General features: G+C 70.5%; 21 protein-coding genes and 1 pseudogene. 10 read left to right on the top strand and 12 right to left on the bottom strand.

The genetic code is table 11. The features are described 5' to 3' along the window. Window positions 1–12 precede the first annotated feature (12 nt). The 8 genes from ACQPWZ_RS32510 to ACQPWZ_RS32475 form a co-directional block, all read right to left on the bottom strand. Window positions 13–504, bottom strand: a complete 492-nt coding sequence (locus ACQPWZ_RS32510; protein ID WP_340476983.1) for a response regulator — start codon at window positions 502–504, stop codon at window positions 13–15. A gap of 469 nt (window positions 505–973) precedes the next feature. Next, window positions 974–1,918, bottom strand: a complete 945-nt coding sequence (locus tag ACQPWZ_RS32505; protein WP_433573173.1) for a DUF6397 family protein — start codon at window positions 1,916–1,918, stop codon at window positions 974–976. 119 nt (window positions 1,919–2,037) lie between these two features. Further along, window positions 2,038–2,442 carry a roadblock/LC7 domain-containing protein gene (locus tag ACQPWZ_RS32500; RefSeq protein ID WP_313942622.1) on the bottom strand — a complete coding sequence of 135 codons (405 nt, stop codon included), beginning with the start codon at window positions 2,440–2,442 and terminating at the stop codon, window positions 2,038–2,040. A gap of 78 nt (window positions 2,443–2,520) precedes the next feature. Continuing rightward, window positions 2,521–3,126 (bottom strand): GTP-binding protein, encoded by a 606-nt coding sequence (locus tag ACQPWZ_RS32495; RefSeq protein WP_433573172.1) that lies wholly within the window; start codon window positions 3,124–3,126, stop codon window positions 2,521–2,523. 504 nt (window positions 3,127–3,630) lie between these two features. Continuing rightward, window positions 3,631–4,038 (bottom strand): DUF742 domain-containing protein, encoded by a 408-nt coding sequence (locus ACQPWZ_RS32490; protein WP_327677743.1) that lies wholly within the window; start codon window positions 4,036–4,038, stop codon window positions 3,631–3,633. 39 nt (window positions 4,039–4,077) lie between these two features. Continuing rightward, entirely contained in the window at window positions 4,078–4,500 is a 423-nt protein-coding gene (locus tag ACQPWZ_RS32485; protein WP_313942625.1) for a roadblock/LC7 domain-containing protein, read from the bottom strand. Then, the gene (locus tag ACQPWZ_RS32480) at window positions 4,497–7,148 is read right to left on the bottom strand and encodes a sensor histidine kinase (RefSeq protein WP_433573171.1); all 2,652 of its coding nucleotides are present in this window, start codon (window positions 7,146–7,148) and stop codon (window positions 4,497–4,499) included. Before ACQPWZ_RS32480 ends, ACQPWZ_RS32485 begins: the two co-directional genes overlap by 4 nt. A gap of 55 nt (window positions 7,149–7,203) precedes the next feature. Next, a complete protein-coding gene (locus ACQPWZ_RS32475; protein ID WP_433573170.1) occupies window positions 7,204–8,088 on the bottom strand; it encodes an MHYT domain-containing protein in 885 nt (294 codons plus the stop codon). 163 nt (window positions 8,089–8,251) lie between these two features. On the opposite strand from ACQPWZ_RS32475, the gene ACQPWZ_RS32470 reads away from it, so the two are divergent. After that, window positions 8,252–8,851, top strand: a complete 600-nt coding sequence (locus ACQPWZ_RS32470) for a class I SAM-dependent methyltransferase (protein ID WP_433573169.1) — start codon at window positions 8,252–8,254, stop codon at window positions 8,849–8,851. Here the strand turns inward: ACQPWZ_RS32470 and ACQPWZ_RS32465 are convergent. Further along, on the bottom strand, window positions 8,842–9,603 hold the full coding sequence (locus ACQPWZ_RS32465; protein ID WP_433573168.1) for an alpha/beta fold hydrolase: 762 nt from the start codon (window positions 9,601–9,603) through the stop codon (window positions 8,842–8,844). The two genes, ACQPWZ_RS32470 and ACQPWZ_RS32465, sit on opposite strands and share 10 nt — an antisense overlap. A 139-nt stretch (window positions 9,604–9,742) precedes the next feature. Here ACQPWZ_RS32465 and ACQPWZ_RS32460 point away from each other — a divergent pair, with 139 nt between their 5' ends. From ACQPWZ_RS32460 to ACQPWZ_RS32450, 3 genes are all read left to right on the top strand, one after another. Next, window positions 9,743–10,270 (top strand): PadR family transcriptional regulator, encoded by a 528-nt coding sequence (locus tag ACQPWZ_RS32460; RefSeq protein ID WP_340476977.1) that lies wholly within the window; start codon window positions 9,743–9,745, stop codon window positions 10,268–10,270. A gap of 163 nt (window positions 10,271–10,433) precedes the next feature. After that, window positions 10,434–10,682: a hypothetical protein gene (locus tag ACQPWZ_RS32455; protein ID WP_313948777.1), complete on the top strand. Its 249-nt coding sequence runs from the start codon at window positions 10,434–10,436 to the stop codon at window positions 10,680–10,682. Between the two features lie 174 nt (window positions 10,683–10,856). After that, a complete protein-coding gene (locus ACQPWZ_RS32450) occupies window positions 10,857–11,666 on the top strand; it encodes a hypothetical protein (RefSeq protein ID WP_356700240.1) in 810 nt (269 codons plus the stop codon). 355 nt (window positions 11,667–12,021) lie between these two features. Here the strand turns inward: ACQPWZ_RS32450 and ACQPWZ_RS32445 are convergent, their stop codons facing one another. From ACQPWZ_RS32445 to ACQPWZ_RS32435, 3 genes are all read right to left on the bottom strand, one after another. Continuing rightward, window positions 12,022–12,564, bottom strand: a complete 543-nt coding sequence (locus ACQPWZ_RS32445; RefSeq protein WP_433573167.1) for an MOSC domain-containing protein — start codon at window positions 12,562–12,564, stop codon at window positions 12,022–12,024. Between the two features lie 73 nt (window positions 12,565–12,637). After that, window positions 12,638–12,820, bottom strand: coding sequence for a hypothetical protein (locus ACQPWZ_RS32440; RefSeq protein WP_313942633.1), 183 nt, complete (start codon window positions 12,818–12,820; stop codon window positions 12,638–12,640). A 153-nt stretch (window positions 12,821–12,973) separates the two neighbouring features. After that, a complete protein-coding gene (locus ACQPWZ_RS32435; RefSeq protein ID WP_433573166.1) occupies window positions 12,974–14,080 on the bottom strand; it encodes a fatty acid desaturase family protein in 1,107 nt (368 codons plus the stop codon). A gap of 389 nt (window positions 14,081–14,469) precedes the next feature. Between ACQPWZ_RS32435 and ACQPWZ_RS32430 the strand changes: the two genes are divergently transcribed. The 6 genes and pseudogenes from ACQPWZ_RS32430 (at window position 14,470) to ACQPWZ_RS32405 (ending at window position 21,937) form a co-directional block, all read left to right on the top strand. Next, window positions 14,470–16,551 (top strand): DEAD/DEAH box helicase, encoded by a 2,082-nt coding sequence (locus ACQPWZ_RS32430; RefSeq protein ID WP_433573165.1) that lies wholly within the window; start codon window positions 14,470–14,472, stop codon window positions 16,549–16,551. Further along, a complete protein-coding gene (locus ACQPWZ_RS32425) occupies window positions 16,542–17,255 on the top strand; it encodes a DEAD/DEAH box helicase (protein ID WP_433573164.1) in 714 nt (237 codons plus the stop codon). Before ACQPWZ_RS32430 ends, ACQPWZ_RS32425 begins: the two co-directional genes overlap by 10 nt. Continuing rightward, window positions 17,252–18,526 carry an SWF or SNF family helicase gene (locus tag ACQPWZ_RS32420; protein WP_433573163.1) on the top strand — a complete coding sequence of 425 codons (1,275 nt, stop codon included), beginning with the start codon at window positions 17,252–17,254 and terminating at the stop codon, window positions 18,524–18,526. The genes ACQPWZ_RS32425 and ACQPWZ_RS32420 overlap by 4 nt, the downstream gene beginning before the upstream one ends. Before the next feature lie 231 nt (window positions 18,527–18,757). Beyond that, window positions 18,758–20,125, top strand: a complete 1,368-nt coding sequence (locus ACQPWZ_RS32415) for an esterase-like activity of phytase family protein (protein ID WP_433573162.1) — start codon at window positions 18,758–18,760, stop codon at window positions 20,123–20,125. A 172-nt stretch (window positions 20,126–20,297) separates the two neighbouring features. After that, window positions 20,298–21,336, top strand: a pseudogene (locus tag ACQPWZ_RS32410) (acetamidase/formamidase family protein). Between the two features lie 22 nt (window positions 21,337–21,358). Continuing rightward, window positions 21,359–21,937, top strand: coding sequence for an N-acetylmuramoyl-L-alanine amidase (locus ACQPWZ_RS32405; protein ID WP_433573161.1), 579 nt, complete (start codon window positions 21,359–21,361; stop codon window positions 21,935–21,937). Window positions 21,938–21,986: the final 49 nt, after the last annotated feature.

Here is a 21,986-nt window from a genome sequence, read left to right as displayed (position 1 = left end):
GCGCGAAGATCATCATCGACGAACGTGCGGTGCTCCACCACCGGGCTGGCGGGGCACGTGCGCGCCGATCAGGCCCGGCAGACTCGCCGCAGAGGCCTCTGCACCACGGCGGGGCAGCGCGCCGAGCTGAGCGCGCAGGCTCTGGTTCTCGACGTACAGGTCGGCCAGCGCCCTGACCTTCGTACGGACGACCCAGGGGTCGACGGGCTTGAACATGAAGTCGGAGACGCCCAGTTCGTAGGCACGGGCGGCAAGATCGTCGTCCCGGCCGAGACCGGTCATCAGCACCACGGGCAGATTGCGTGTGTGGTCCAGCCGCTTGAGGTAGGCAAGAACTTCGAGGCCGTCCATGCGAGGCATCACCACGTCGAGAACGACCACCGCGATACCGCCACGCATCACGGTCTTCAGGGCTTCGTCCCCGCTGCGCGCACGGACCACCGGACGCCCCACGGGGCGTAAGAGACTCTCGATCGCGAAGAGGTTGTCCTCACGATCGTCCACCACAAGGATCTTCAAGGCACAACCCGTGTCCCCATTGGTGCCCCCGTCGACGGGGGGCCACATCGGCGTACGCCGCATGCTGCGGCGAGAAGGCCCCGCCCTCCTCCTCAGGCTCCACCGGGGCTTTGTGCGTAGAGGAATTATGAAGCCTGTGAGGGTCTGGCGCACAGCCCTGGATGCGCCGCTCTGGCCGAACCGCACCTGGCACATGCCGTCATCGCCACCTGCCGCCTCAGCGGTCACTACCGCACCAGCCACGCCGGTCGTCTTCAGTCACGGCACAGCACCCAACCGCAACCTCAACTTCCGCGCGATGGCTCGTTCGGCGCCCCCGGACCCGTCGTTCGGCTCGTGCCGGGCCGGCGTGCCCCCGGGACGCACGCACCTCGGCGACGACGAACGGTAGGGCAGGCGCGCACCCACGCCCCGCCGGCAGGGAATCCCGCCATCCCGGACGCCCGGTTCCCCCTCAGCCCACGGCTCCCGGTCGACGCAAACGGAGCCGCCGGAGCAGCCCGCGCCCGTACGGACTGCGGTGCTTCCGGAGCGGATGCCCGCCTCGCGGAACCGCCTGGGGAGCCAGCGCCGACTGACCGGCCCGGGGAGCCTGCGCCGACTGCCCCGTCCTTGCCGCCGGCCGGGGTGCGGGGCAGCTCTCGCGTGCCTCCCGCACAGCCTGCGACAGGTTGACCCGGTGCCACAGGATCTCGTCGGGATGGTCCGCCTGCAGCAGGCGCTCGACCACCGCATGGGCGGACGGCGATTCCGGCCGCGCGGGGACGAGTTCGGGTCGCAGCACCCTCAGACGCGATCGTTCGTAGGGATCCGTGACGACCTTCGCCACCGTCACCGCGTCGAGCACGGAGGCGATCGCCGCCGCCCGCTCCCATGGACCGGCTGTCGCCCTCAGCAGCATTCCGAGGCGCCTGCCGCGCCAGTTCCGCGCCCGGCGGTCCTCGCCCTCCTCGAGCAGCGACCGGAGAGCCGGTGGTGTCCTACCGGTCAGCAGGGCGGGATGTGCGCGGGCGAAGCCGAGAAGTTCTTCGGCGAGATAGAGCCACACCACGGCCCGGTAGCGGTTGAGGTAGAAGCGGATCGGCGTGACGTGGCCCGTGCGCGCGAGGCGGGTGAAGCGGGCGGGGGTGATCGAGAGGAGTTCCGCACCCTCCACCGTGCCCACCGTCCGCACACGCTCGCGCAACGCGTCCGGGAAACCCTCGGCCGTCCGCAGCCGCGCGATCTCTTCGTGATCGACCCGCGGCGGCCCACCACTCGCCCCCGCCGTGATGCGGATGTGTCCCAGTTGAACGGCGAGATCGAACTCGGACCGCTTCAACTCCAGTTCGCCGGCGGCGCGACCCGGAGCCAGAGTGCGCGTCGCCGTTTCCTGCCTGGTCGTGTCCTGCATGGTCATATCGGCCTCCCCGTGAGTGCGAATACTCTCGGTGACGACCGTAGCCCGAAGCTGTGACATCCCGCCCGGCCTGTGGACAACCATGCGCGCTGGGTCCACCTGGACTGAATCCGTGCAGGTCAGATGCCGTTCACGCCGGACTGCCTGGCCTCGACGCCGAGGTGTTCGCCGACCCGGTTGACCATCAACGTCATCTCGTAGGCGATCTGACCGACATCCGCCTCAGCGTCGCTGAGCACGCACAGACAGCTTCCCTCGCCCGCCGCGGTGACGAAGAGCAGCGCCTCGTCGAACTCGACCATGGTCTGACGGGCCTTGCCCGCCCTGAAGTGCCGTCCTGACCCCCGGGCCAAGGAGTGCAGACCCGACGAGACCGCGGCGAGGTGCTCGGCGTCCTCACGAGCCAGGCCGGTGCTGGCGCCTGTCACCAACCCGTCGTTGGACAGCACCAGCGCGTGCCGTATGTGCTCGATCCTCTTCGTGAGGTCGTCGAGCAGCCAGTCAAGTCCCTTGTCCAACGACATCGTTGATCCTTCCCCGCTCATGCGTTCCCCGTGTGGGCCGTAAGCCTTTCGTACACAGGACCGCTCGGCAAGGTGCAACTAGCCGACGGAATCGAGCAGACGTGCTGTGTGCATCCGTCCGGCATATTCGACGAGCCGCACGAGCACCTCCTTCCCGGAGTCGCGGTCACGCGCGTCGCACAGGACAACCGGTGTTCCACGTTCCAGATCGAGGGCGCAGGAAACCTCGTGAGCGCCATATGTTCCCGCCCCGGCAAAACAGTTGACCGCGACCACGAAGGGGATCCGCCTGTGCTCGAAGTAGTCGACCGCGGGGAAGCAGTCACCGAGTCGCCGGGTGTCGGCGAGAACCACCGCCCCGAGGGCACCTTGCGACAGTTCGTCCCACAAGAACCAGAAGCGATCCTGTCCCGGAGTACCGAAAAGGTAGAGGGACAGACCGGAACGAATAGTGATACGCCCGAAATCCATGGCGACCGTCGTCGTGGACTTCTGGTCGACGCCTCCGGTGTCGTCGACGCCGGTGCCGGCCTGGCTGAGCAGTTCCTCCGTGCGCAGGGGTCTGATTTCACTCACCGCGCCGACAAGCGTGGTCTTTCCGGCGCCGAAGCCGCCCGCAACCAGGATTTTCAATGCCAGGGCCGTGTTGTCCCCTTCGGGGGCGGAAGAGCTTTCGGAGACCATCTTTCACTTCTCTCTCAATCGTTCCGGAGTCGCACGCGAGGAGGGGAAAACGTTTTGCGGTCATTCCCGCCGAGCCGACCCATGGCCCTTCTCCGGGCATTTCCCGCGACCGGATTGAGGCCACCATTCATGGGCGGGCAGGGACCAGGCGGGAAGGCGGCAGGCGGGCCGTCCTCCCGGGCCGCGGCCGGCCCGGCCCTGCGCCTTGGCACACAGCCCTCGAGTGCGGACTTCGATCACCACGGCCGTCCGAGCTCATCTCCCCGGTCGGCAGGAGCGCGGGAGGCCCCTCGTGGGGCGACTGGAGGAAAGTCCAGCCGCCCATTTCCTCACAAAGCCCGTTCGAGCTGTCCTGGCACCTTCTTCAGAGATTGGCCGAATGTGATCGGAGGTTCCCGAATGCGGTCACATCGAATACGCCCCGGCCAGGACCGGACGGCGGTGAAATGGGCGCCGCGGCAGCCGCCGGACCGCCACGGGACATGACGTGCGGCCATAGCGCGGTCACAGAGCCCTGAGCCCATCGATCACCTCTCTCAGAATGCGCTCGTCGGGCAGTTGCGCGGGAGGTACAGGGCGGCTGACCCTGACGTAGCCGGCTTCGAGGAGATCACCGAGCAGCACACGGACCACGCCCACCGGCAGATCGGCATCGGCGGCCAGTTCCGCCACGGACTGGGTCTCGGTGCGGCACAGGCCGAGCAGCGAGCGGTGTTCGGGGCCGAGGAGTGATTCCTCCGCCTCATCGGGTGCGTCCGCTGCGATGTCGACGAGCGCGATGAGGTCGAACCGCACGTGGGTGGGGCCAGGTTGGGTGCGCCCGCCCGTCATCGCGTACGGGCGAACGAGAGGACCGGCATCGGCGTCGTACCACTCGCTGCCGGGGATGTCGGTGTCTGTCGCCTCACTCATGGACTGTCGCCCCCTTCATGGCTGTCGCCCCGCCGTTCGTCAGGTCGCGGCGATGCGTGGCGGGGTCCGGAGGTGCTCCCCCACGCGCTTGACGAGACGGGCCATCTCATAGGCGATCAGCCCGATGTCGGCGACAACGGAAGTGAGGACGGCGAGACAGGATCCGTCACCCGCGGCCGCCACGAAGAGGAATCCGTCGTCCATCTCCACCATCGTCTGACGCACGCCCCCGGCACCGAAGTGGCGTCCCGCGCCCTTGGCCAGGCTGTGGAACCCGGAGGCCACCGCGGCGAGGTGCTCGGCGTTCTCGCGGGTGAGTCCATGAGAGGCCCCGACCGGCAGGCCGTCGTTGGACAGCACCACGGCATGGCGCACCTCTCCGACATGAAGGACGAGATCGTCCAGGAGCCAGTCCAGATCTCCGGTGAAAGGGCCGGCAGCGGCTGCCTCGTGCATGGTCATGATCTGTCTCCTTCGTGGCCGGGTTCTGGAGTGCCGGACGCGGACGTACCCATGGGAGTGCCTCCGCCGGGGTTCACGTCGCGTCGCGCGGGACGCGGTACGGGCCCTCTGCCGGAGGGACCTGTCGCGGCCCCTCGGGCGGACGGACCGGCCGCTGCTCCTTGGGAGGATCCGGGCGCGCCACCGCCACCTCGGGTCCAGCCGTTGCGGTACGCCGTCATGCGGTCCCGCACTTGCTCGGGGGAACGCTCCGGGCTGTCCTCCGGCCCCTCGTAGGAGTCCTCCGTCTCGTCCGCCGACGGGGCTTCGCGGAGCTGCGGGGCGAGGTGCGACTGCCTGACCCGGCGCGGGAGTTCCCCGTCCGGGGGCAGCGGAGGTGCACTGCGCAGCCGCAGGGCGGTCACCCCCGGAGGCGGAGGAGGGCCTTCCGGCTGCGCCGAGAGCACGGGGCGCTGGGTGGGGGCTGCCACGGGCGCGCCGTTCGCCGGCCGCGCCGGCTCGGTCGGCGGTTCCTGACGCCTGCCCCGCGGGTCCGGCTCGGGACGCGCGCCCGCCGGTGCGGTGAGTGCACTCTGCAGCAGAGTGGTCGGCAGCAGCACGACCGCGGTTGTGCCACCGTACGGAGACGTCCGCAGATGGACCTTGATGTCACGGCGTACGGAGAGCCGGCTGACGACGAACAGACCGAGCCGCTCGCTGTCGAAGAGATCGAGGGCCTCGGACTCCCCCAGCCGGCGATTGGCCTCCGCCAGTGCGTCCTTGCCCATGCCGAGGCCGCGGTCCTCGATTTCGAGGGCGTAGCCGTTGCCGACGGGTTCTCCGCTGACGCGCACTTTGGTGTGCGGCGGTGAGAACTGGGCGGCGTTCTCCACGAGTTCCGCCAGCAGGTGCGTCACGTCTGCGACGGCGGCACCGACGATCGCCGTCTCCGGCAGTTGCCGAACCTCCACGCGCGCGTAGTCCTCGATCTCCGAGACGGCGGCCCGCACGACACTGGTCAGCGGGACAGGCATGCGCCATGCGCGGCCCGGTGCGGCGCCGGAGAGGATGATCAGGCTTTCGGCGTGTCGTCTCATACGGGTGGTGAGGTGGTCGAGCCGGAAGAGGTCACCGAGTTCGCTCGGGTCGTCGGCGCGGCGTTCCATCGTGTCGAGCAGGGTCAGTTGGCGGTGAACGAGGACCTGGCTGCGCCGGGCGAGATTGACGAAGACGCCGGAGATGCTGCCGGCGAGCTCAGCGCGTTCGACGGCTGCTCGCAGGGCTGCCCGGTGCACCGTGCCGAGTGCTTCACCGACCTGGCCGATCTCGTCGTCGGTGGGTCGTCCGTGCGGTGCCTCCGCCTGGATGTCGATCTCTTCGCCGCTGCGGAGCCGGCGCATCGCCTGGGGCAGTCGCTGCCGGGCGATCGTGAGAGCGGTGTTGCGGAGGCTGGTCAGCTCGACGACGAGACCTCGGCCGATGCGCACCGAGATGGCCAGGGACGTGACGACGGCGGCGAGGCCGAGGAGAACGGCGGCACCCGCGGAGGTGAGGAGCCCGTCCTCGACGGGGTCGGCGCGTTCGGCCGCGCTGCGACGGGCGTCTCCGGCGATGGCGAGCATGCCGTCGCCGACGGCCGTGCGGGCCGCGTCCCAGTCCGATGCCGGAACCACCGATGCGGCCTTGCGCCCCGAGGAGGCGGCAACGACCTTGCCCTCGGCGGTCTCCAGCTGCCGGTACGCGGGCTGCTTGGCGAGCTCTCGCCAAGCAGCGGCCTCGGGCTCCCGCAGGTCGGTCCCGGCGGATACGGTGAAGGTCCTACGCGTCGCCACGGCTCCGGTGAACATCCGAAGCCGTTCTGTGGCGATCGACTTGCTGAGATGTGCCGAGCTGAGGAGAGCGTCCTCCTGGGCGAGCATCTCGCCGGCCCGGGCGAATTCAAGGAGCACACGGGCGTCGGAGGCGGGTCCGGCGTCGTGGATTCCTGCGAGCGCGCCCGAGACGTCGAGGGCATCGGTGACGACAGAGGTGTACTGCGCGTAGGTGGCGTCCCACGCGGCCTTCCCGCCGAGGACCGCGGTGCGGAGCTCACGCAGCTTCTCCGCACGGGTGACGAACTGCTCGACGCGCACCACCACGACGGACGGGGCGCTGTCTCCGGTGGCGACCGTCGTCGTGCCATCCAGACGAAGCTTCCGCACGGCTTCGTCGGTGCGACGGCCCTCCTGCTCCAGAGCGGTTGCGCGTTCGTCAGACGGAGCCGCCACCTGACGCACCGCGGCGCGCCGCTCGGCCTGGAGGGCGGCGACGGCGGCGGTGACCGGATCGCCGACCTGGGCGTCGAGCGTCTGCAGTTGCCGCAGGCGTGCGACGTCCTGGGCGGTGGAGACGGTGGCGAAGCCCCAGAGAGCCAGCAGAGAGACGACCGGAACCATCAGAAGGGAGATGATCTTCGCGCGTACCGTTCGGGGACGCAGCAGCCGGCCGCCGTTCGCGGTGTCCGAACCGGCGGGCGGTTGCAGTGTCTCATCGGGGCGCGGTTCGTGACCGGTGTGTTCGACAGCGGGCGGCCCTGCGTGGGCACGCCGTCCGCGAGGGGGCTTCGCGGATGAGGGAGGCAGCGAGTGCGGCGGCGGGGCTGCGCCCTGGTTCCTGCGGGGTGTGCGCATGGCCTCCTCGTTCCGGGTACGGGGCTGGTGGTGCGACAGCCGTGTGATCGGGCGGCTAGGCGGTGGCGGCGGGAGCCGGTGTGACGGCTTCACCGGCAGAAGCCGATTCACCGAGCGGCGTCGGATGACCCTGGGCTGCGGACTGGTCGGCCGACCGGTCCGCAGGGTGCCCGTCGGACGTCTCAACCGGCTGCTCGGCGACGGTGTAGGCAGCGCGTTCGTCGGCCGTCGGAGAGAGTGCGACGAAGGCGGAGGTGACGAAGAGATAGGACCCGAGACCGACCGCGAGGGGGAAGATGAACTGCATTGTCGTGGCCCCGGACAGATCCCCGCCGGACGGGGCGATGTGCACACGAACCGCCAGCATCCCGGTGTAGTGCATGCTGCTCACCGCCGCGCCCATGAGGAGCGAGGCACCGACGACCGCGATGGGCGACTTGATGTTGAGTGCCGCCCAAAGGGCAGCAGTCGCGGCCACCACGGCGATGGCGACGGAGAGCGCCACGAGCAACGGGTCGTAGTGCACCGTGCCGTGGAGCTTCAGTGCCGCCATGCCGAGGTAGTGCATGCTCGCCACGCCCAGGCCGGTGGTGAGCCCGCCGATCAGCAGAGACCGGACACGGTCCCGTCCGTAGCCGACGCAGAACACACCGACACCGACGACAAGCATGGCGACCAGGAGGCTGAGGATGGTGAGAGGCACGTTGTAGCGGATGTCCGTGCCGCGAACGGAGAAGCCGAGCATCGCGACGAAGTGCATCGTCCAGATGCCCGTACCGATCGCGGAAGCAGCGGTGATCAGCCAGTTGCGGCGGGAGCGCCCGCTCGCGGCGAGCGCACGTACGGTGCAGCGCAGTCCCAGGGCAGCCCCGATGACGGCCATCGCGTACGACAGCGCGGGGGTCAGCAGGCCGAAGGAGGCGTGGTCCAGGTGTCCCATGGGTCAGGGACGCTAGACCCGCTCGGGGCGCACGCCAGGGGCGCAGTTCGAAAGCTGATGGAATATGACAGAGAGAGGTTTCTGCACGATCGTGCCGAGTTCGAACGTGTGCACAGCCCGGTCGCCTACAGCGACGCGTGTGACGCTGAGGGATCATGTCCTCATGTCCGACGACCACACACATGTGCAGGATTTCTTCGGCGCCCGCGCCGCCGACTGGGACTCGCGGTTCCCGGACGACGGTCCGGCCTACGCGGCCGCCGTCGCCGAGCTCGGTCTGACGGAGGGAGACGCGGTACTCGACGCGGGCTGCGGCACGGGGCGTGCGCTGCCTGCGTTGCGAGCCGCCGTGGGGACACGCGGCAGCGTCCTCGGGGCCGATCTGACACCCGCGATGCTCGAAGCGGCAGTTCGAGCGGGACGGGACTCCGACGGAACCCTCCTGCTCGCCGATGTGGCGCGGCTGCCGTTGCGCGACGAGTCACTCGACGCCGTCTTCGCCGCGGGGCTCATCGCTCACTTGCCCCAACCCGAGGCTGATCTGAGGGAGTTGGCGCGCGTGGTGCGACCGGGCGGCGTGCTGGCGCTGTTCCACCCGATCGGGCGGCGTGCCCTGGCAGCCCGGCAGGGGCGGCAGATCACCGACGAGGATCTGCGCGCCGAGCCCAACCTCCGTCCGCTGCTGGAGGGTTCGGGCTGGCGGATGACGTCGTACACGGATGAGGACAGCCGCTTCCTCGTGCTGGCCGTGCGTCAGGGCTGACCTCCCGCCAGGACCCTGACGAAGGCCGCGGGGTTGTCGAACATGACGTTGTGGCCGGCGCCCGGCACAGTGACGACCCTGACCCCGCAGGCCGTCAGTTCATCCCGACCGGGCAACTCGCCGCTCAGTGCGCCCTGGACAAAGACGCGGTCCATCGACAACTCCATCAACATGTGCCGCATCGTGGGACGCGTGCCGCGCACCAGGCCCGTCGCGCTGCGGTGCAGGGCGAGCGGGTCGGCCAGGCGCATGGTGGCGGACCAGTTCGGCCCCACGCGGTCGAGGACGCGGGCGAAGCCGCCACCCGCGACGAACTCCTCCTCGCTGTACGACGAGATGCCGCTGCTGCCCGCCGTGAGGGGCGGGTCGGGGTCGAGGTTGGCCTCCGTGATGATCAGACGCGCCACCAGGTCCGGGCGACGGTACGCCAGCACGATGGCGACGGCGCCGCCCATGCTGTGCCCGACGATCTCGCCGCCCCGCACGTCAGCCTCGTCGAGAGCGGCCGCGAGAGCCGCGGCATGGTCCTCGAGGGTGTAGCCGAATTCGGCGGGGCGGTCGCTGAGACCGTGTCCCGGGAGGTCCACGAACAGTGAGCGGCGCCCGGCCAGTTCCGGATCGGCGGCGATATGGGCGTGGTACGCCGCGGAGGCGGCACCCAGTCCATGCAGATAGACCCTCGGCGGACCGTCGCCGGCCGCCTCGGTCCAGCGTATGCAGCTGCCCTGTTCATCGAATCGAGCCTGTCGCACAAGCCTCTCCCCTCGTTGCCCTGCTCACCCGTCCCCGCATGCCCCCGGCCGCGCCTGACGGCGAAACGATCAGCAGCATACATCGGAACCGATGTATTACGAAAAGGAGGTACCACCGCGCTGCGGCACAATGGATGGCATGCTGGAGCTCGCCATCCTCGGTTTTCTCTGTGACAGTCCGCTGCACGGCTACGAACTGCGCAAACGCATCACAGCTCTCACGGGGCATGTGAAGCCGGTCGCCGAGAGCACGTTGTATCCGGCGATCAAAAGGCTGGAGAAGGCGTCATGGCTGGCCCGGGAGACACAGCCCGGCGCGGTCGCGGCGCCGCGCCATGTGCTGACGCTCACCGACGAGGGCCGGCAGGAGCTGCGGCGGCGCCTTGCGGAGCCCGTACGGCAGGACATCACCGACGAGAACCGGTGGTTCACGCTGCTGGCGTTCCTTCGGCACCTCGACGACCACGGCCTCCAGGCGGAGGTGCTGCGCCGTCGGCTCCTGTTCCTGGAGGAACCTGCCAGCTTCTTCTACGAGGGCGACCGGCCCCTGCGTGCCGAAGAGCTGGAGGATCCCTTCCGGCGCGGCATTCTCACGATCGCCCGTGCCACGAGTGACGCCGAACTGTCGTGGCTGCGGTCGACCCTCCGCAGCCTTGACCGCAGCTGAGGCGGATGGTGCGACATATCCCGTTCTCCTCGCCGACGCCTTGGAGCCAACAGGGCGCAGAAATGCCAGACTTGAAAGATCGGCGGCAGATGCCGCCCTGGGGAAGGTGGTCCGGGTGATCGACAGAATCAGCAGACTCCGCAAGTTCCTCGCCCACCGGCCGGTGGAGCCGACGACCGCGCCGGCACCCTCGCGGCAGCACAACATATTCGAGGCCGCGGCGTCCTATGTGTCCGGGTGCGCGCAGGACGACCAGGACCAGATGGACGAGGCGGTCGGCTGGGTGTCGCCGGAGGCGCTGTCCTTCGGGATCAGCGAGCTTGCCTGCCGCGCGGTCATCGCCCTGGCCCGTGAGCGGGACGAGGATCCACAGACCGTGGCCCGCAGCCTCCTCGGCCTGCCTGCGGCCTGACAGCACAAGGCGCCGGGACGGACCGAGACGGCCCACGGTCGCATGTGACCGGTCCTCGCGGCGACGCCGACGTCAATTCCGCTCCGATGCCTCTCGACGTGCGGGTTACCCACTGGTTAAGGTGCGCCGACGAGCGATCGGCCGGTACCGACGATCGGACATGGGGAGGGTGATGTGACCGGGACGGAAGAAGCCGTCGACGAGGACGCGCTGTTTGTGCTGACCGCCGTGCTCCTGACACCGGCGCAGTTCCCGAGCGTGCTCGGCGACGACTTCCCGGCCGCCTGCGCGGCGCTGGGCCTGGAACCGTACGCCGAGGGATACGGGCTGGTCCTGGGCCAGGACTCCGACGGTGCTCGCTGGACGGTCGTCGTCGACGACGTGTCCCTCGTCGCGGTCGCCATCGCGTCGTGGGACTGCGGCATGGAGTACGACCTCTCCCCGGACGAGCGGAGTGTCGTGGCGGCGCTGCCCGGCTGGCCCCTGGCCGTCGCGGTCGCGGCCCCCGGAGTTCCGGCACCCCATGACCCGGCCCCGGAGGACGGCATGGACCTGACGCCCCTCGCCCCGCCCGACACCGAGAACTGGGGGCCCGCGCAGCGCCGGCTGGGAGCGGACGAGATCGCGCTCCAGTGGGCCGAGTGGCGGCAGCAGATCAAGGACGAGGAGGCGTTCCCCTCCGCGGACGCACGAGCCGAGGGCGAGCCGAAGAAGAAGCACCCCGGTATCCGGCGCGCGTTGGAGTCGGCCCGCACCTACGTGGAGTCCCCGCCACCCGCCGGCCGGGTCCGCTCCAGTTTCGCGCCGGGAGGCGCACGAACGCTCCGCGCCGACGGTCCCGGCTGGTCGATGGTCGCGAGGACGGACGACATCGCCTTCCTCCTGCTGGACGAGGAGCCGGGCGAGGTCCTGCCGGTCGGACGCGGGCCCGAACTACCGGGACTGCTCGAAGCTCTGGAGAAGATGGCGGTGCGGCCGGCCTAAGCCGTGTCCGCAAACGTCTCGTCTGGTTCGCGACGCCCTGCACGCACGCTCGCTGCGTCCTCCGGGCGGACGAAGACACTGTGCGGACACTTCCCGGAGCACTGCCGTCGGCGCTCGCGGCGCTCACCGGGCTTCCCGCTCACGACGCCACGGACGACCTCGCCGGACCCTCCTGCCCGAGCGGACCTCACAGCCTTCGCCGAGCAGGCCATGGCCAGTTCACACGCACGGAGCCGTATCGGTGGCGGTGCCCGGCGAGTTGGCCTCCTCGTATGCGGAGAAGGTCAGTTCCCGTCGCCAGCGATCACAAGCACCATGACGACGGGGCACGGTGACCAAGCCACCGCCCAGTCCTCTACACCCGCTCCAGCCGCTTGTGCGGTCCCGCCGGGAGCTCCACACCGATCGGGTCGCCCGGGCGGATCACCCCGCCCGTCCGGACCACGCTCATGATCCCGGCTTTGCGCACCACCTCGCCGTCGGTGTCCCGGCCGACGACCTGCTTCAGCAGGCCCTGCCGGAAGGCTTCTATCTGCAGGCAGGGATTGCGCAGACCCGTCACCTCGACGACGGCTTCGTCCCCGAGCCTCAGCAGGGTGCCGACCGGCAGCGCCAGCAGGTCGATTCCCACCGTGGTGATGTTCTCGCCGAGGTCCCCGGGAGCGACCTCGAAGCCTGCCCCGGCGACCTCGTCGAAGAGTTCGGCGTGGATCAGGTGCACCTGCCGGAGATTCGGCTGGGTGGGGTCCTGAGCGATGCGCGAGCGATGCTTGACGGTGACGCCCGCGTGGACGTCGCCCTCGACCCCGAGCCCGGCGAGCAGCGTGATGCTCTCGCGGTTGGGCTTGGTGAAGGAGTACTCCCCGTTGCTGCTGACCGTCGTGACTGTTCCGCTCATCGCGCGGCGCTCCCCTCGTCCGTGCCGGTGATCATCTGCGACCCTACTCCGGCACGAAGGGAGAGCGCCGGGCTCAGCGGCCGATCTCCTTGCGGGACACCCGCCGCAGCCTGCGCCGCTGGCTGGGGTCGAGCATCAGATAGGCCACGGTGGGCACTCCGATGACGACCAGCAGCGAGAACCAGAATCCGATCAGCGGCATCAGGAGCAGGCCGACGGCCACTCCCCCTATGACGAGCTTCGTACGTGTCGACATGACGCCTCCTCCGCGGCCTGGGCCGCTCCTGCTGTGGGAACGCGCAGGCTCGCTCCACGGTTCCTCCGCGCGTCGGTTCCTGCGCGCGTCGGTTCCTGCGCGCGTCGGTTCCTCCGTGCGTCGGTTCCTCCGTGCGTCCGTGCGTCCGTTCCACTATGCGCCGGTCCGCAGCGGTTCGCCGACGTCGTGCATATGGTTCAGCGCCTGTCGGTAGGACTCGACGAGCCCGGTCTCGGTATACGGGAGGCCCAAGGAGCGGCAGTGGGCGCGTACCAGCGGCTGGGCGAGCTTCAGATGGGGGCGCGGCATGCTCGGAAAGAGGTGGTGCTCGATCTGGTAGTTCAGGCCGCCGAGGAACCAGTCCGTCGCCGGGTTGCCCCGGACGTTGCGGGAGGTGAGGACCTGGCGGTGCAGATGGCCCCAGCGCCGGCCGTCGGCCTCGTCCGGCATCTCCATGCCCTTGTGGTTCGGGGCGAACGCCATGCCCAGATGAAGTCCGAGGAGCATCTGGTGGATCAGGGCGAAGACGAGCGCCTGCCCGAGCGGCATGGCGGCCAGCAGCAGCGTGGCGTATCCGGCGACGTGGGCGATGAGCAGCACGGCTTCGACGGCGCGTGAGCGTGCGGACCGGTGCGGGCCGCCCCGGGAGAACACGGCCCTGAATCCGTAGATCTTGAGCGCTATGCCTTCGAGGGTGGTCAGCGGGAAGAACAGCCAGGCCTGGTGGCGGGTGAGCCAGCCGTGGAACCCGTCGCGCCCCACCGCCTGCTTCTGGGTGAAGACGAGGATGTCGGCGGCGACGTCCGGGTCCTTGTCGATGTGGTTGGGGTTGGCATGGTGGCGGTTGTGCTTGTCGTTCCACCACTCCTGGCTCATCCCGAGGAGCAGGTTGGCGTGGACGAGCTGGATGAGCCGGCTCCTGCCGCGGTCGGCGGTGATCTGTGCGTGTCCGGCGTCGTGGCCGAAGAAGGCGGTGCGGGTGGAGAAGACGGCCAGCGGTACGGCGAGCAGGAGCACCCACCAGGAGCCGCCGACGAGGGCGACGCCGGTGATCACGGCGGCGAGAGCGAACAGATTGACCGCGATCCCGCGGGCGTACCAGCCGGGGCGGCGATCGAGGAGCCCTTGTTCCCTGACGGTCCGCAGGAGAGGCGCGAATGCGCTCCCCGCGTTGTCGCTCCCCGCGCTCCGCTCGGCACCGGCCCCCGGAGGAGCCGGCACGGACGAAGGATCCGCGAGGGTGGCGGTGGCCTGAGGCATGTAAGTCTCCGGTCTGTGGGCCGTGGGGCTGGCTGCGACTGCGCTGACCTGAGAAAACGTATGTACGCGGGGCCTGTGCGGACCATGGCGCCACCACCCGGACCGCTGTGGGGACAGCCCACCGCCGACAGTGCTGCCAGCTACACCCTTAGGGGTTCACGTGAGGGGCGTCACAGCGGGTGGAGCGACGTCTCGCGGCGCCCTGGGGTACCCTCGGCGACTCCCGGCCCGCAGTAGTCAAATTTGAGGAATGCGTCTTCGCTGTGCACCGACCCTCCGCGGCAACGTCCTCCCCGATCCCCGCACCCGGCTCCTCGCCGACCCTCTCATCCGGTCCCCCGCCCACCCTGGCCCCCGGCTCCGTCACCGCACTCGCACGCTGCTCCGCGGTGTTCGTGCCCGCCGATCCGGCCCGCGCGGGACACGTCGCCTTCTGGGATCCGGACGGCGCCGACCTGCCCGACATCCCCGGAACCGCCGAGTCGATCACCCTGGTTACGGACGACACCCGCCTGCACACCGTCCCCGCCGTCCTCCTGCCCGTACGCACGGCGTTGCCCGTTCTGACGAGGGCGCGCACCGGCAGCGACGCGTCGCCCGCCGCCGCGTTCTGGGGTGCGGCCACCGTGCTCGCGCTCCAACTCGTCGCTCGCGGGCTGCTGTTGCCGGGGCTGACCGCTTACGATCACGACACCTGGCGCGTCGGACCGCTGACGCCCGAGGATCTGGAACGCATCCGCCGGCTCGCCGCGTCGATGCCGCCCGCCGCCCACGCCGTGCCACTGGACGCCGCGGCCGAACCTCTCCTGCTGCACGAGCCCGAACGGCTGTTGCGCTCGTTCCTGGACGCCGTGGCGGACGGTCTGCCGCGTACTCCTGCCGCCCCTCAGGCCGCCGGCGGTCCCGCCTTCGCCGTCCACAAGGCGCAAAGGCTGCCCGCCGCGCGGACCTGGGCCGCGGATGTCGCCGCGGGTCACGACGCGGGCGTCCGTCTGTCCCTGCGTATCGAACTCACCGAGCTGGATTCGGCACAGGGCCCGGCCTTCCGTGCCGTGCTCCAGATGCACCGCGTCAGTGATCCGGCCGTCGTCGCGGACGCAGCCGACGTCTGGGCGGGCAGCAGGTCGAGCGCGGAGTTCGGGCCGCGCGCCCGGATGGACGCCCTGCTCGCGCTCCGCCGGGCCGCCCGCGCCTGGAGTCCCCTCACGCCGCTGCTCCACGCCGCCGTGCCCGACGCCATCGAGCTCGCCGACGAGGAGATCACCGAACTCCTCGGCGAGGCGGCACGCGCACTCGCGGCCGGCGGAGTCCAGGTGCACTGGCCGAAGGAGATGGCGCACCGGCTCACCGCACGTGCCGTCGTCGGCCCACCCGACGAGGGGCCCCGCACTCCCGGCGCGGAGGGCTCCGGGATGCCCTCGTTCCTGTCCGCCGACGCCCTTCTCGCCTTCAACTGGTGGTTCGCGCTGGGCGACAAGCAGCTCAGTCGCGAGGAACTGGACCGGCTCGCGGAGGCCGGCAGACCCGTGGTGCGGCTGCGCGACCAGTGGGTCCTGATCGACCCCGAAGAGGCTCGGCGCGCCCGCGAACGCCAGAACCGTACGCTCTCTCCGGTCGACGCACTCGGTGCCGTCCTCACCGGTTCGACCGAGGTCGACGGACGCCGTGTCGACGTCGAGGCATCCGGCTGGGTGGCGCAACTGCGTGACCGGCTCGCCGACCCCGAGGGCGGTACGCAGGAGATCGAACAACCCGCCGCGCTGAGGGCGACCCTGCGCGACTACCAGCTGCGCGGGCTGAACTGGCTGCACCGGATGACCTCCCTCGGCCTCGGCGGCTGCCTCGCCGACGACATGGGCCTCGGCAAGACCATCACCCTCATCGCGCTCCATCTGCACCGGCAGACCGACGCATCGGCCGCCGGTCCCACCCTCGTCGTCTGTCCGACGTCGCTGATGGGCAACTGGCAGCGGGAGATCGAGAGGTTCGCCCCCGGCACGTCGGTACGCCGTTTCCACGGCGCCTCCCGCAGTCTGGAGAACCTCGCCGGCGGCGAGTTCGTGCTCACCACCTACGGCACGATGCGGCTCGACGCCGTCCGCCTCGGGCAGGCCGCGTGGGGCATGGTCGTCGCCGACGAGGCGCAGCACGTCAAGAACCCGTACTCCGCCACCGCGCGGCAGTTGCGCACCATCGGCGCCAAGGCCCGGGTGGCGCTCAGCGGGACACCTGTGGAGAACAATCTCTCCGAGCTGTGGGCGATCCTCGACTGGACGACACCCGGGCTCCTGGGGCGGCTCGGCACCTTCCGCAGCCACTACGCGCAGGCGGTGGAGGGCGGGAGCGACCCCGCGGCGGCCGGCCGACTCGCCGCGCTGGTACGGCCGTTCCTGCTGCGCCGGCGCAAGTCGGACCCCGGCATCGCACCCGAACTGCCCCGAAGACCGAGACCGACCGGGCCGTGTCACTGACCGTCGAGCAGACCGGGCTGTACGAGGCGGTGGTGCGCGAGACCCTGGCCGCGATCTCCGAGGCCGACGGCATGGAACGCCGTGGCCTGGTGATGAAGCTGCTGACCGCCCTCAAACAGATCTGCAACCACCCGGCGCAGTACCTCAAGGAGGAGCAGCCCCGGATCCCGGGCCGTTCGGGCAAGTTGGAGCTGCTCGACGAACTGCTCGACACGATCCTGGCCGAGGACGCGAGCGTGCTGGTCTTCACGCAGTACGTCCAGATGGCGCGGCTGCTGGAGCGGCACCTGGCCGCGCGCGGTGTACGGACGCAGTTCCTGCACGGCGGTACGCCCGTCGCGGAGCGCGAAGCCATGGTGAACCGCTTCCAGGACGGTGAAGTCCCCGTCTTCCTGCTGTCGTTGAAGGCCGCGGGCACGGGACTCAACCTCACCCGCGCCGGTCATGTCGTGCACTACGACCGCTGGTGGAACCCGGCTGTCGAGGCCCAGGCGACCGACCGCGCGTACCGCATCGGGCAGACGCAGCCGGTGCAGGTGCACCGGATGATCGCGGAGGGGACCATCGAGGACCGCATCGCCGAGATGCTGGCGCGCAAGCAGGAGCTGGCCGACTCGGTGCTCGGCTCCGGCGAGGCCGCGCTGACGGAACTGACCGACACCGAGCTGGCGGATCTGGTGGAGCTGCGAGGGGGCGCGCGATGAGCGTGGGGGACGACAACGAGCGAACGTTCGCGGCACTGCAGCCCGAGGGCGGCCGCGGCTTCGCCCACACCTGGTGGGGCCGGACCTGGCTCAAGGCGCTGGAGGACACGGCGCTCGACTCCGGGCAGCTCAAGAAGGGCCGGCGGCACGCCCGCGAGGGTGCGGTCGGTGCCGTGTCGGTGCGCCCCGGACGGATCACCGCCGTCGTACGCGACCGGGACGGCACCGGGCAGCGCGCCGATGTGCTGCTCCAGGAGTTCGACGAGGCCGCGTGGGACCGGTTCCTGGACATGGCGGTCGACCGCGCCGGGCACATCGCGGCGCTGCTCGACCGGGAGATGCCGCCCGTCCTGGTGGAGGACGCCGCCGCGGCGGGCCTTGAACTCCTGCCGGGAATCGGCGATTTGGAGCCAGAGTGCACGTGTGGCGCCTGGGACCTGTGCCCGCACACCGCGGCCCTCTGCTACCAGGTGGCGAGGCTCCTCGACCAGGACCCGTTCGTCCTGCTGCTCATGCGGGGGCGCGGTGAGCGCCGGCTGCTGGACGAGCTCCAGGCCCGGAGCATGGCGCGGGCTTCGGGCGACACACCCGAGGAGGAGGCCGGGCCGGCATCGGAAGGAGTCCGGGCCGACGAGGCGTTCGCGGCCGGGGGCATACTCCCGCCGCTGCCCGCTCCCCCGCCGCTGCCGAACGAGCCGGGTCAGCCGCCGTCTCTGGACACCGAGACGGAGCCACCGCCCGGCATCGACCCCGGCGCGCTGGAGTTCCTCGCCGCGGACACGGCCACGCGAGCGCACCGGATGCTCGCCGAGGCGATCACGCCAGGTCACCAAGGCCAGGCGGTTGAGGCAGAGCTGACGTTCGATCAGGATCTGGTGCGTCTTGCGTCGTCTGCGCCCGCGGGTGTGATCGCGTCCCGTCTTGCCTCGGCCACCGGGCAGCAGCGCGCCGAGCTGGATCTGGCGGTTCGCGCGTGGCGTTCGGGAGGCCCGGCCGCGCTGTCCGTGTTCGACGAGGAGTGGACGCCGGAGCCGGCGGATCTCGCCCGGGCGACGACGCTGCTGGAGGAAGCCTGGGAGGAGCCGGACCGGCCACGGTTGCGCGTGTCGGGGCCGGGACGGTGGGCGGTGCCGGGCTCCGGTGCGCAGTTGCGTCTGGGCCGTGACGGCCGCTGGTGGCCGTACCGCAAGGAGAGTGGACGCTGGGCCCCCGCCGGTCCCGCGGACCACGATCCGGCGGCGGCGCTCGCAGGGGTACTGGAACAGGCCTGACCGTCCGGCCAGCGCTGATCCGGGCCACCCCTCGCGCGGCTGAGGGTGGAAGTGAAGCGGCCGACCGCTCGTGGCCGGCCGGCCCTTCACGCACCCCTGAAAGAGCCGAACAGGCCTGCCGCGCACGGGCGATGGCGGCACGTCAGGCCGCGTTCACCCGGATGTCTCGTGACGTTCGGCGTGAGCGCACAGCCTGTCCGCTGTCAGTCGATCTGTAGGCCAGGAGGCCCGATGTCCCCGTCTGCGCGTGTGTTGCCGCGTTCCGTGCGCCGTTCTCTTGCCGCGGGGCTGCCGATCGCCCTCGTCGCCGCGATCGCCGTGGCCGGCACCGCCACGGGCGCGCCCGGCCACACGGGCGGGCACGGAACGGCTCCGCGCGTGACGGGCACCGCCGTGCTCGGGGACATCCCGCTGGCCTCCTTCAGCAACTCCCTGCTCAAGGGGTCGGTCGCCGACGACCGTGGGGTCGACCTGGGCGGGATCGGCAGCGACATCTTCCCCGCGGGCCGCAAGGGCGAGTTCTGGACGGTGACCGACCGCGGACCCAACGGTCAGATCAAGGTCGACGGCACAAAGCGCCGTACGTTCCCGGTACCCGGGTTCGATCCGGCCATCGTGAAGGTGCGGGTGTCCGGCAGCCGGGTGACGGTGCTGACCGCACTTCCGATCACCACGTCGCGCGGCAAGGCCGTCACCGGTCTGCCCAACCAGGCGTCCCGCGACGAGGCCCCGTACACGTACAACGCGTCGACGCCGCTCTCGTACGACCCGAACGGTCTGGACACCGAGGGCATCGTCCGGGCTTCCGACGGCACCTTCTGGCTCGCCGACGAGTACGGGCCCTCGCTCGTCCATGTCTCCTCGCGCGGCCGGGTGCTGGCGCGCTATGTGCCCAAGGGCCTGGGGCTGCGGGGCGCCGGCTACCCGGTCGTCGAGGCGCTGCCGTCCATCCTGCTCCAGCGCAAGATCAACCGCGGTTTCGAGGGGCTGGCCCAGCTGCCCGGCGGTGATCTCGTCCTCGCGGTGCAGAGCCCGCTGTCCGTGCCGGACGAGGACGCGGGTGAGGCATCGCGCAACACCCGCCTGCTGCGCTTCTCGCCCGTGAAGCGCGCAGTGACCGCCGAGTACGCCTACCGTTTCGACGCGGTGGACGTCGTCGATCCGGGTGCGGACGACCCCTCCGAGCTGAAGATCTCCTCGCTGGTCGCCCTCGGCCGCGACACCCTGCTCGTGCAGGAACGCACAGACGCCTCGTCCCGGGCGCACCGTGTCACGCTGCCGCGTGGCGCGGGCATCCTCGGCGGCCGCTGGGACAGCGCCACGACCTCCCCCTCGTACGAGCAGCTCGAGGACCCGGCGGCGGCGGGAGTCCCGGTGCTGCGCAAGAGCCTGGTCGCGGACTTCGGCAAGGTGGCGGGCGTCCCGGGGAAGGTCGAGGGCATCGCTGTGGTCGGCCGGAACACCCTCGTGCTCATCAACGACAACGACTTCGGCATGACGGACGGGCCCGAGGCCTTCGACACGCAGGGCCGGCTGGTGGACAGCGGCATCGAGACGAGAGTGACGTACGTGCGTCTGCCGCGCCCGCTGCACGGCTGAGCCCGCTCACCGGGAGCCGCCCCCGCCCTGCGCACGGGGTGGGCTTCCCGTATCAACTCCCCATCCCTGGGCCGCCTTTGATCGCTGCCGGCGTCTTCCGCCCCCGTGCGGCCGACCGTACCGTGATCCCGCGGCCGGTCCGCCCGGGGCCGGCGGACGGGAGCAGTGGACCTTGAGCGACCCGCGGATCGTGACCGTGCGCCCGGGGCCGGGCGAGTACGCCTGGACGTTCGGCGGCGCGCCGCCCGTGGCGCGGATCGCACCGGGCACCGTCCTCGACCTGTTCACGGAGGACTGCTTCGCGGGCCGCGTCCGCTCCGCGAAGGACCTGGTGTCCGAGGTCTGTGAGTTCCCGTTCCTCAACCCGCAGACCGGGCCGTTCCACATCGAGGGCGCCGAGCCCGGTGACACGGTGGCCGTGCATTTCGTCTCGGTGGAGCCGGCTCGCGACTGGGCGGCATCGACGACCGTGCCGCTGTTCGGGGCGCTCACCTCCACCCATGCCCACGGCCACCCTTCAGGACCCGCTGCCGGAGGTGGTGTGGATGTGGCAGCTCGACCGGGAACGCCGCACCTGTCTGTTCAGCGCCCGGGACAGTGACATCGAGATCGAGCTGCCGATGGACCCCATGCACGGCACGATCGGCGTCGCGCCCGCCAACCTGGAGGTGCGGTCCGCGCTGGTCCCGGACGCGCATGGCGGGGCACGGCGGGGCACGGCGAGAACATGGACACTCCCGAGATGCGCGCCGGTGTCACCTGCTACCTGGGCGTCAACGTTCCCGGTGCGCTGCTGAGCCTGGGTGACGGGCACGCCCGGCAGGGTGAGGGCGAGACCTGCGGTGTGGCGGTGGAGTGCGCGATGAACACCGTGGTGGTGGTCGAGCTGCTCAAGGGGGGTGCCGACGCCCTGGCCGCCTATCGAGTCCGACTCGCACATCATGTCGACGGGCTCCGCACGCCCGCTCGAAGACGCGTTCCGGATCTCCCAGTTGGACCTGGTCCAGTGGCCGGCCAGGGACTACGGACTGTCCCGGCTCGACGCGTACCAGCTGGTCGGCCAGGCGGGTGAGGCTCCGCTCGCCAACGTCTGCGACACCAACCACACCTGCGTCGCCAAGATCCGCAAGGAATGGCTGCCGGCAGGAGATCCTCATGGCGGCCTCCACCGTCATCTGCGGGAGGTCGCCTCCGTACTGCCCCGCTTCTGACACCCCCACCAGGAGAGGCCCCATGGACCGTAGACGACTGCTCAAGGGCGCCGCGTCCGTGGCCGCCACCGGCGTCCTGCTGCCTGCGGCTCACGCTCGGGCCACCACCGCGGACACCGACTTCCCCACCGCCGAGTGGCTGCCGGCGACGGCGTCCAACTTCACCCCGTCGAGCCGCCCTTCGTCGTACCCCGTGAACTTCGTCGTCGTCCATGTCACTCAGGAGACCTTCGGCGACACGATCGACATCTTCCAGGACTCGGCCCGGCAGGTCTCCGCCCACTACGTCGTGCGCTCCGCGGACGGACATGTGGCGCAGTGCGTGCGGGAGCGGAACGTCGGCTGGCACGCGGGCAATTGGGACTACAACACCCGCAGCATCGGCATCGAGCACGAGGGCTGGGTGGACAGGCCCGAGTACTTCACCGACGTGCTCTACGAGCGGTCCGCGGCGCTCACGTCCTCGATCTGCGACCGCTACGGCATCCCCAAGGACCGCACGCACATCATCGGCCACAACGAGGTCCCCGGCGCCACGCACTCCGACCCCGGACCGTTCTGGGACTGGGGCCGCTACATCCGCCTCGTGAACTTCACCTGACGCCGGGACGCTTGTCGCGCCCCTCCGCCTGGGTCACGATGGGCCGGGG

The sequence above is a fragment of the Streptomyces sp. CA-251247 genome, assembly GCF_050952975.1.
In the GTDB taxonomy this organism is placed as follows: Bacteria; Actinomycetota; Actinomycetes; order Streptomycetales; family Streptomycetaceae; genus Streptomyces; species Streptomyces achmelvichensis.
The sequence above is the reverse complement of the archived record's forward strand: the minus strand, read 5'-3'. Positions and strand labels throughout refer to the sequence as shown.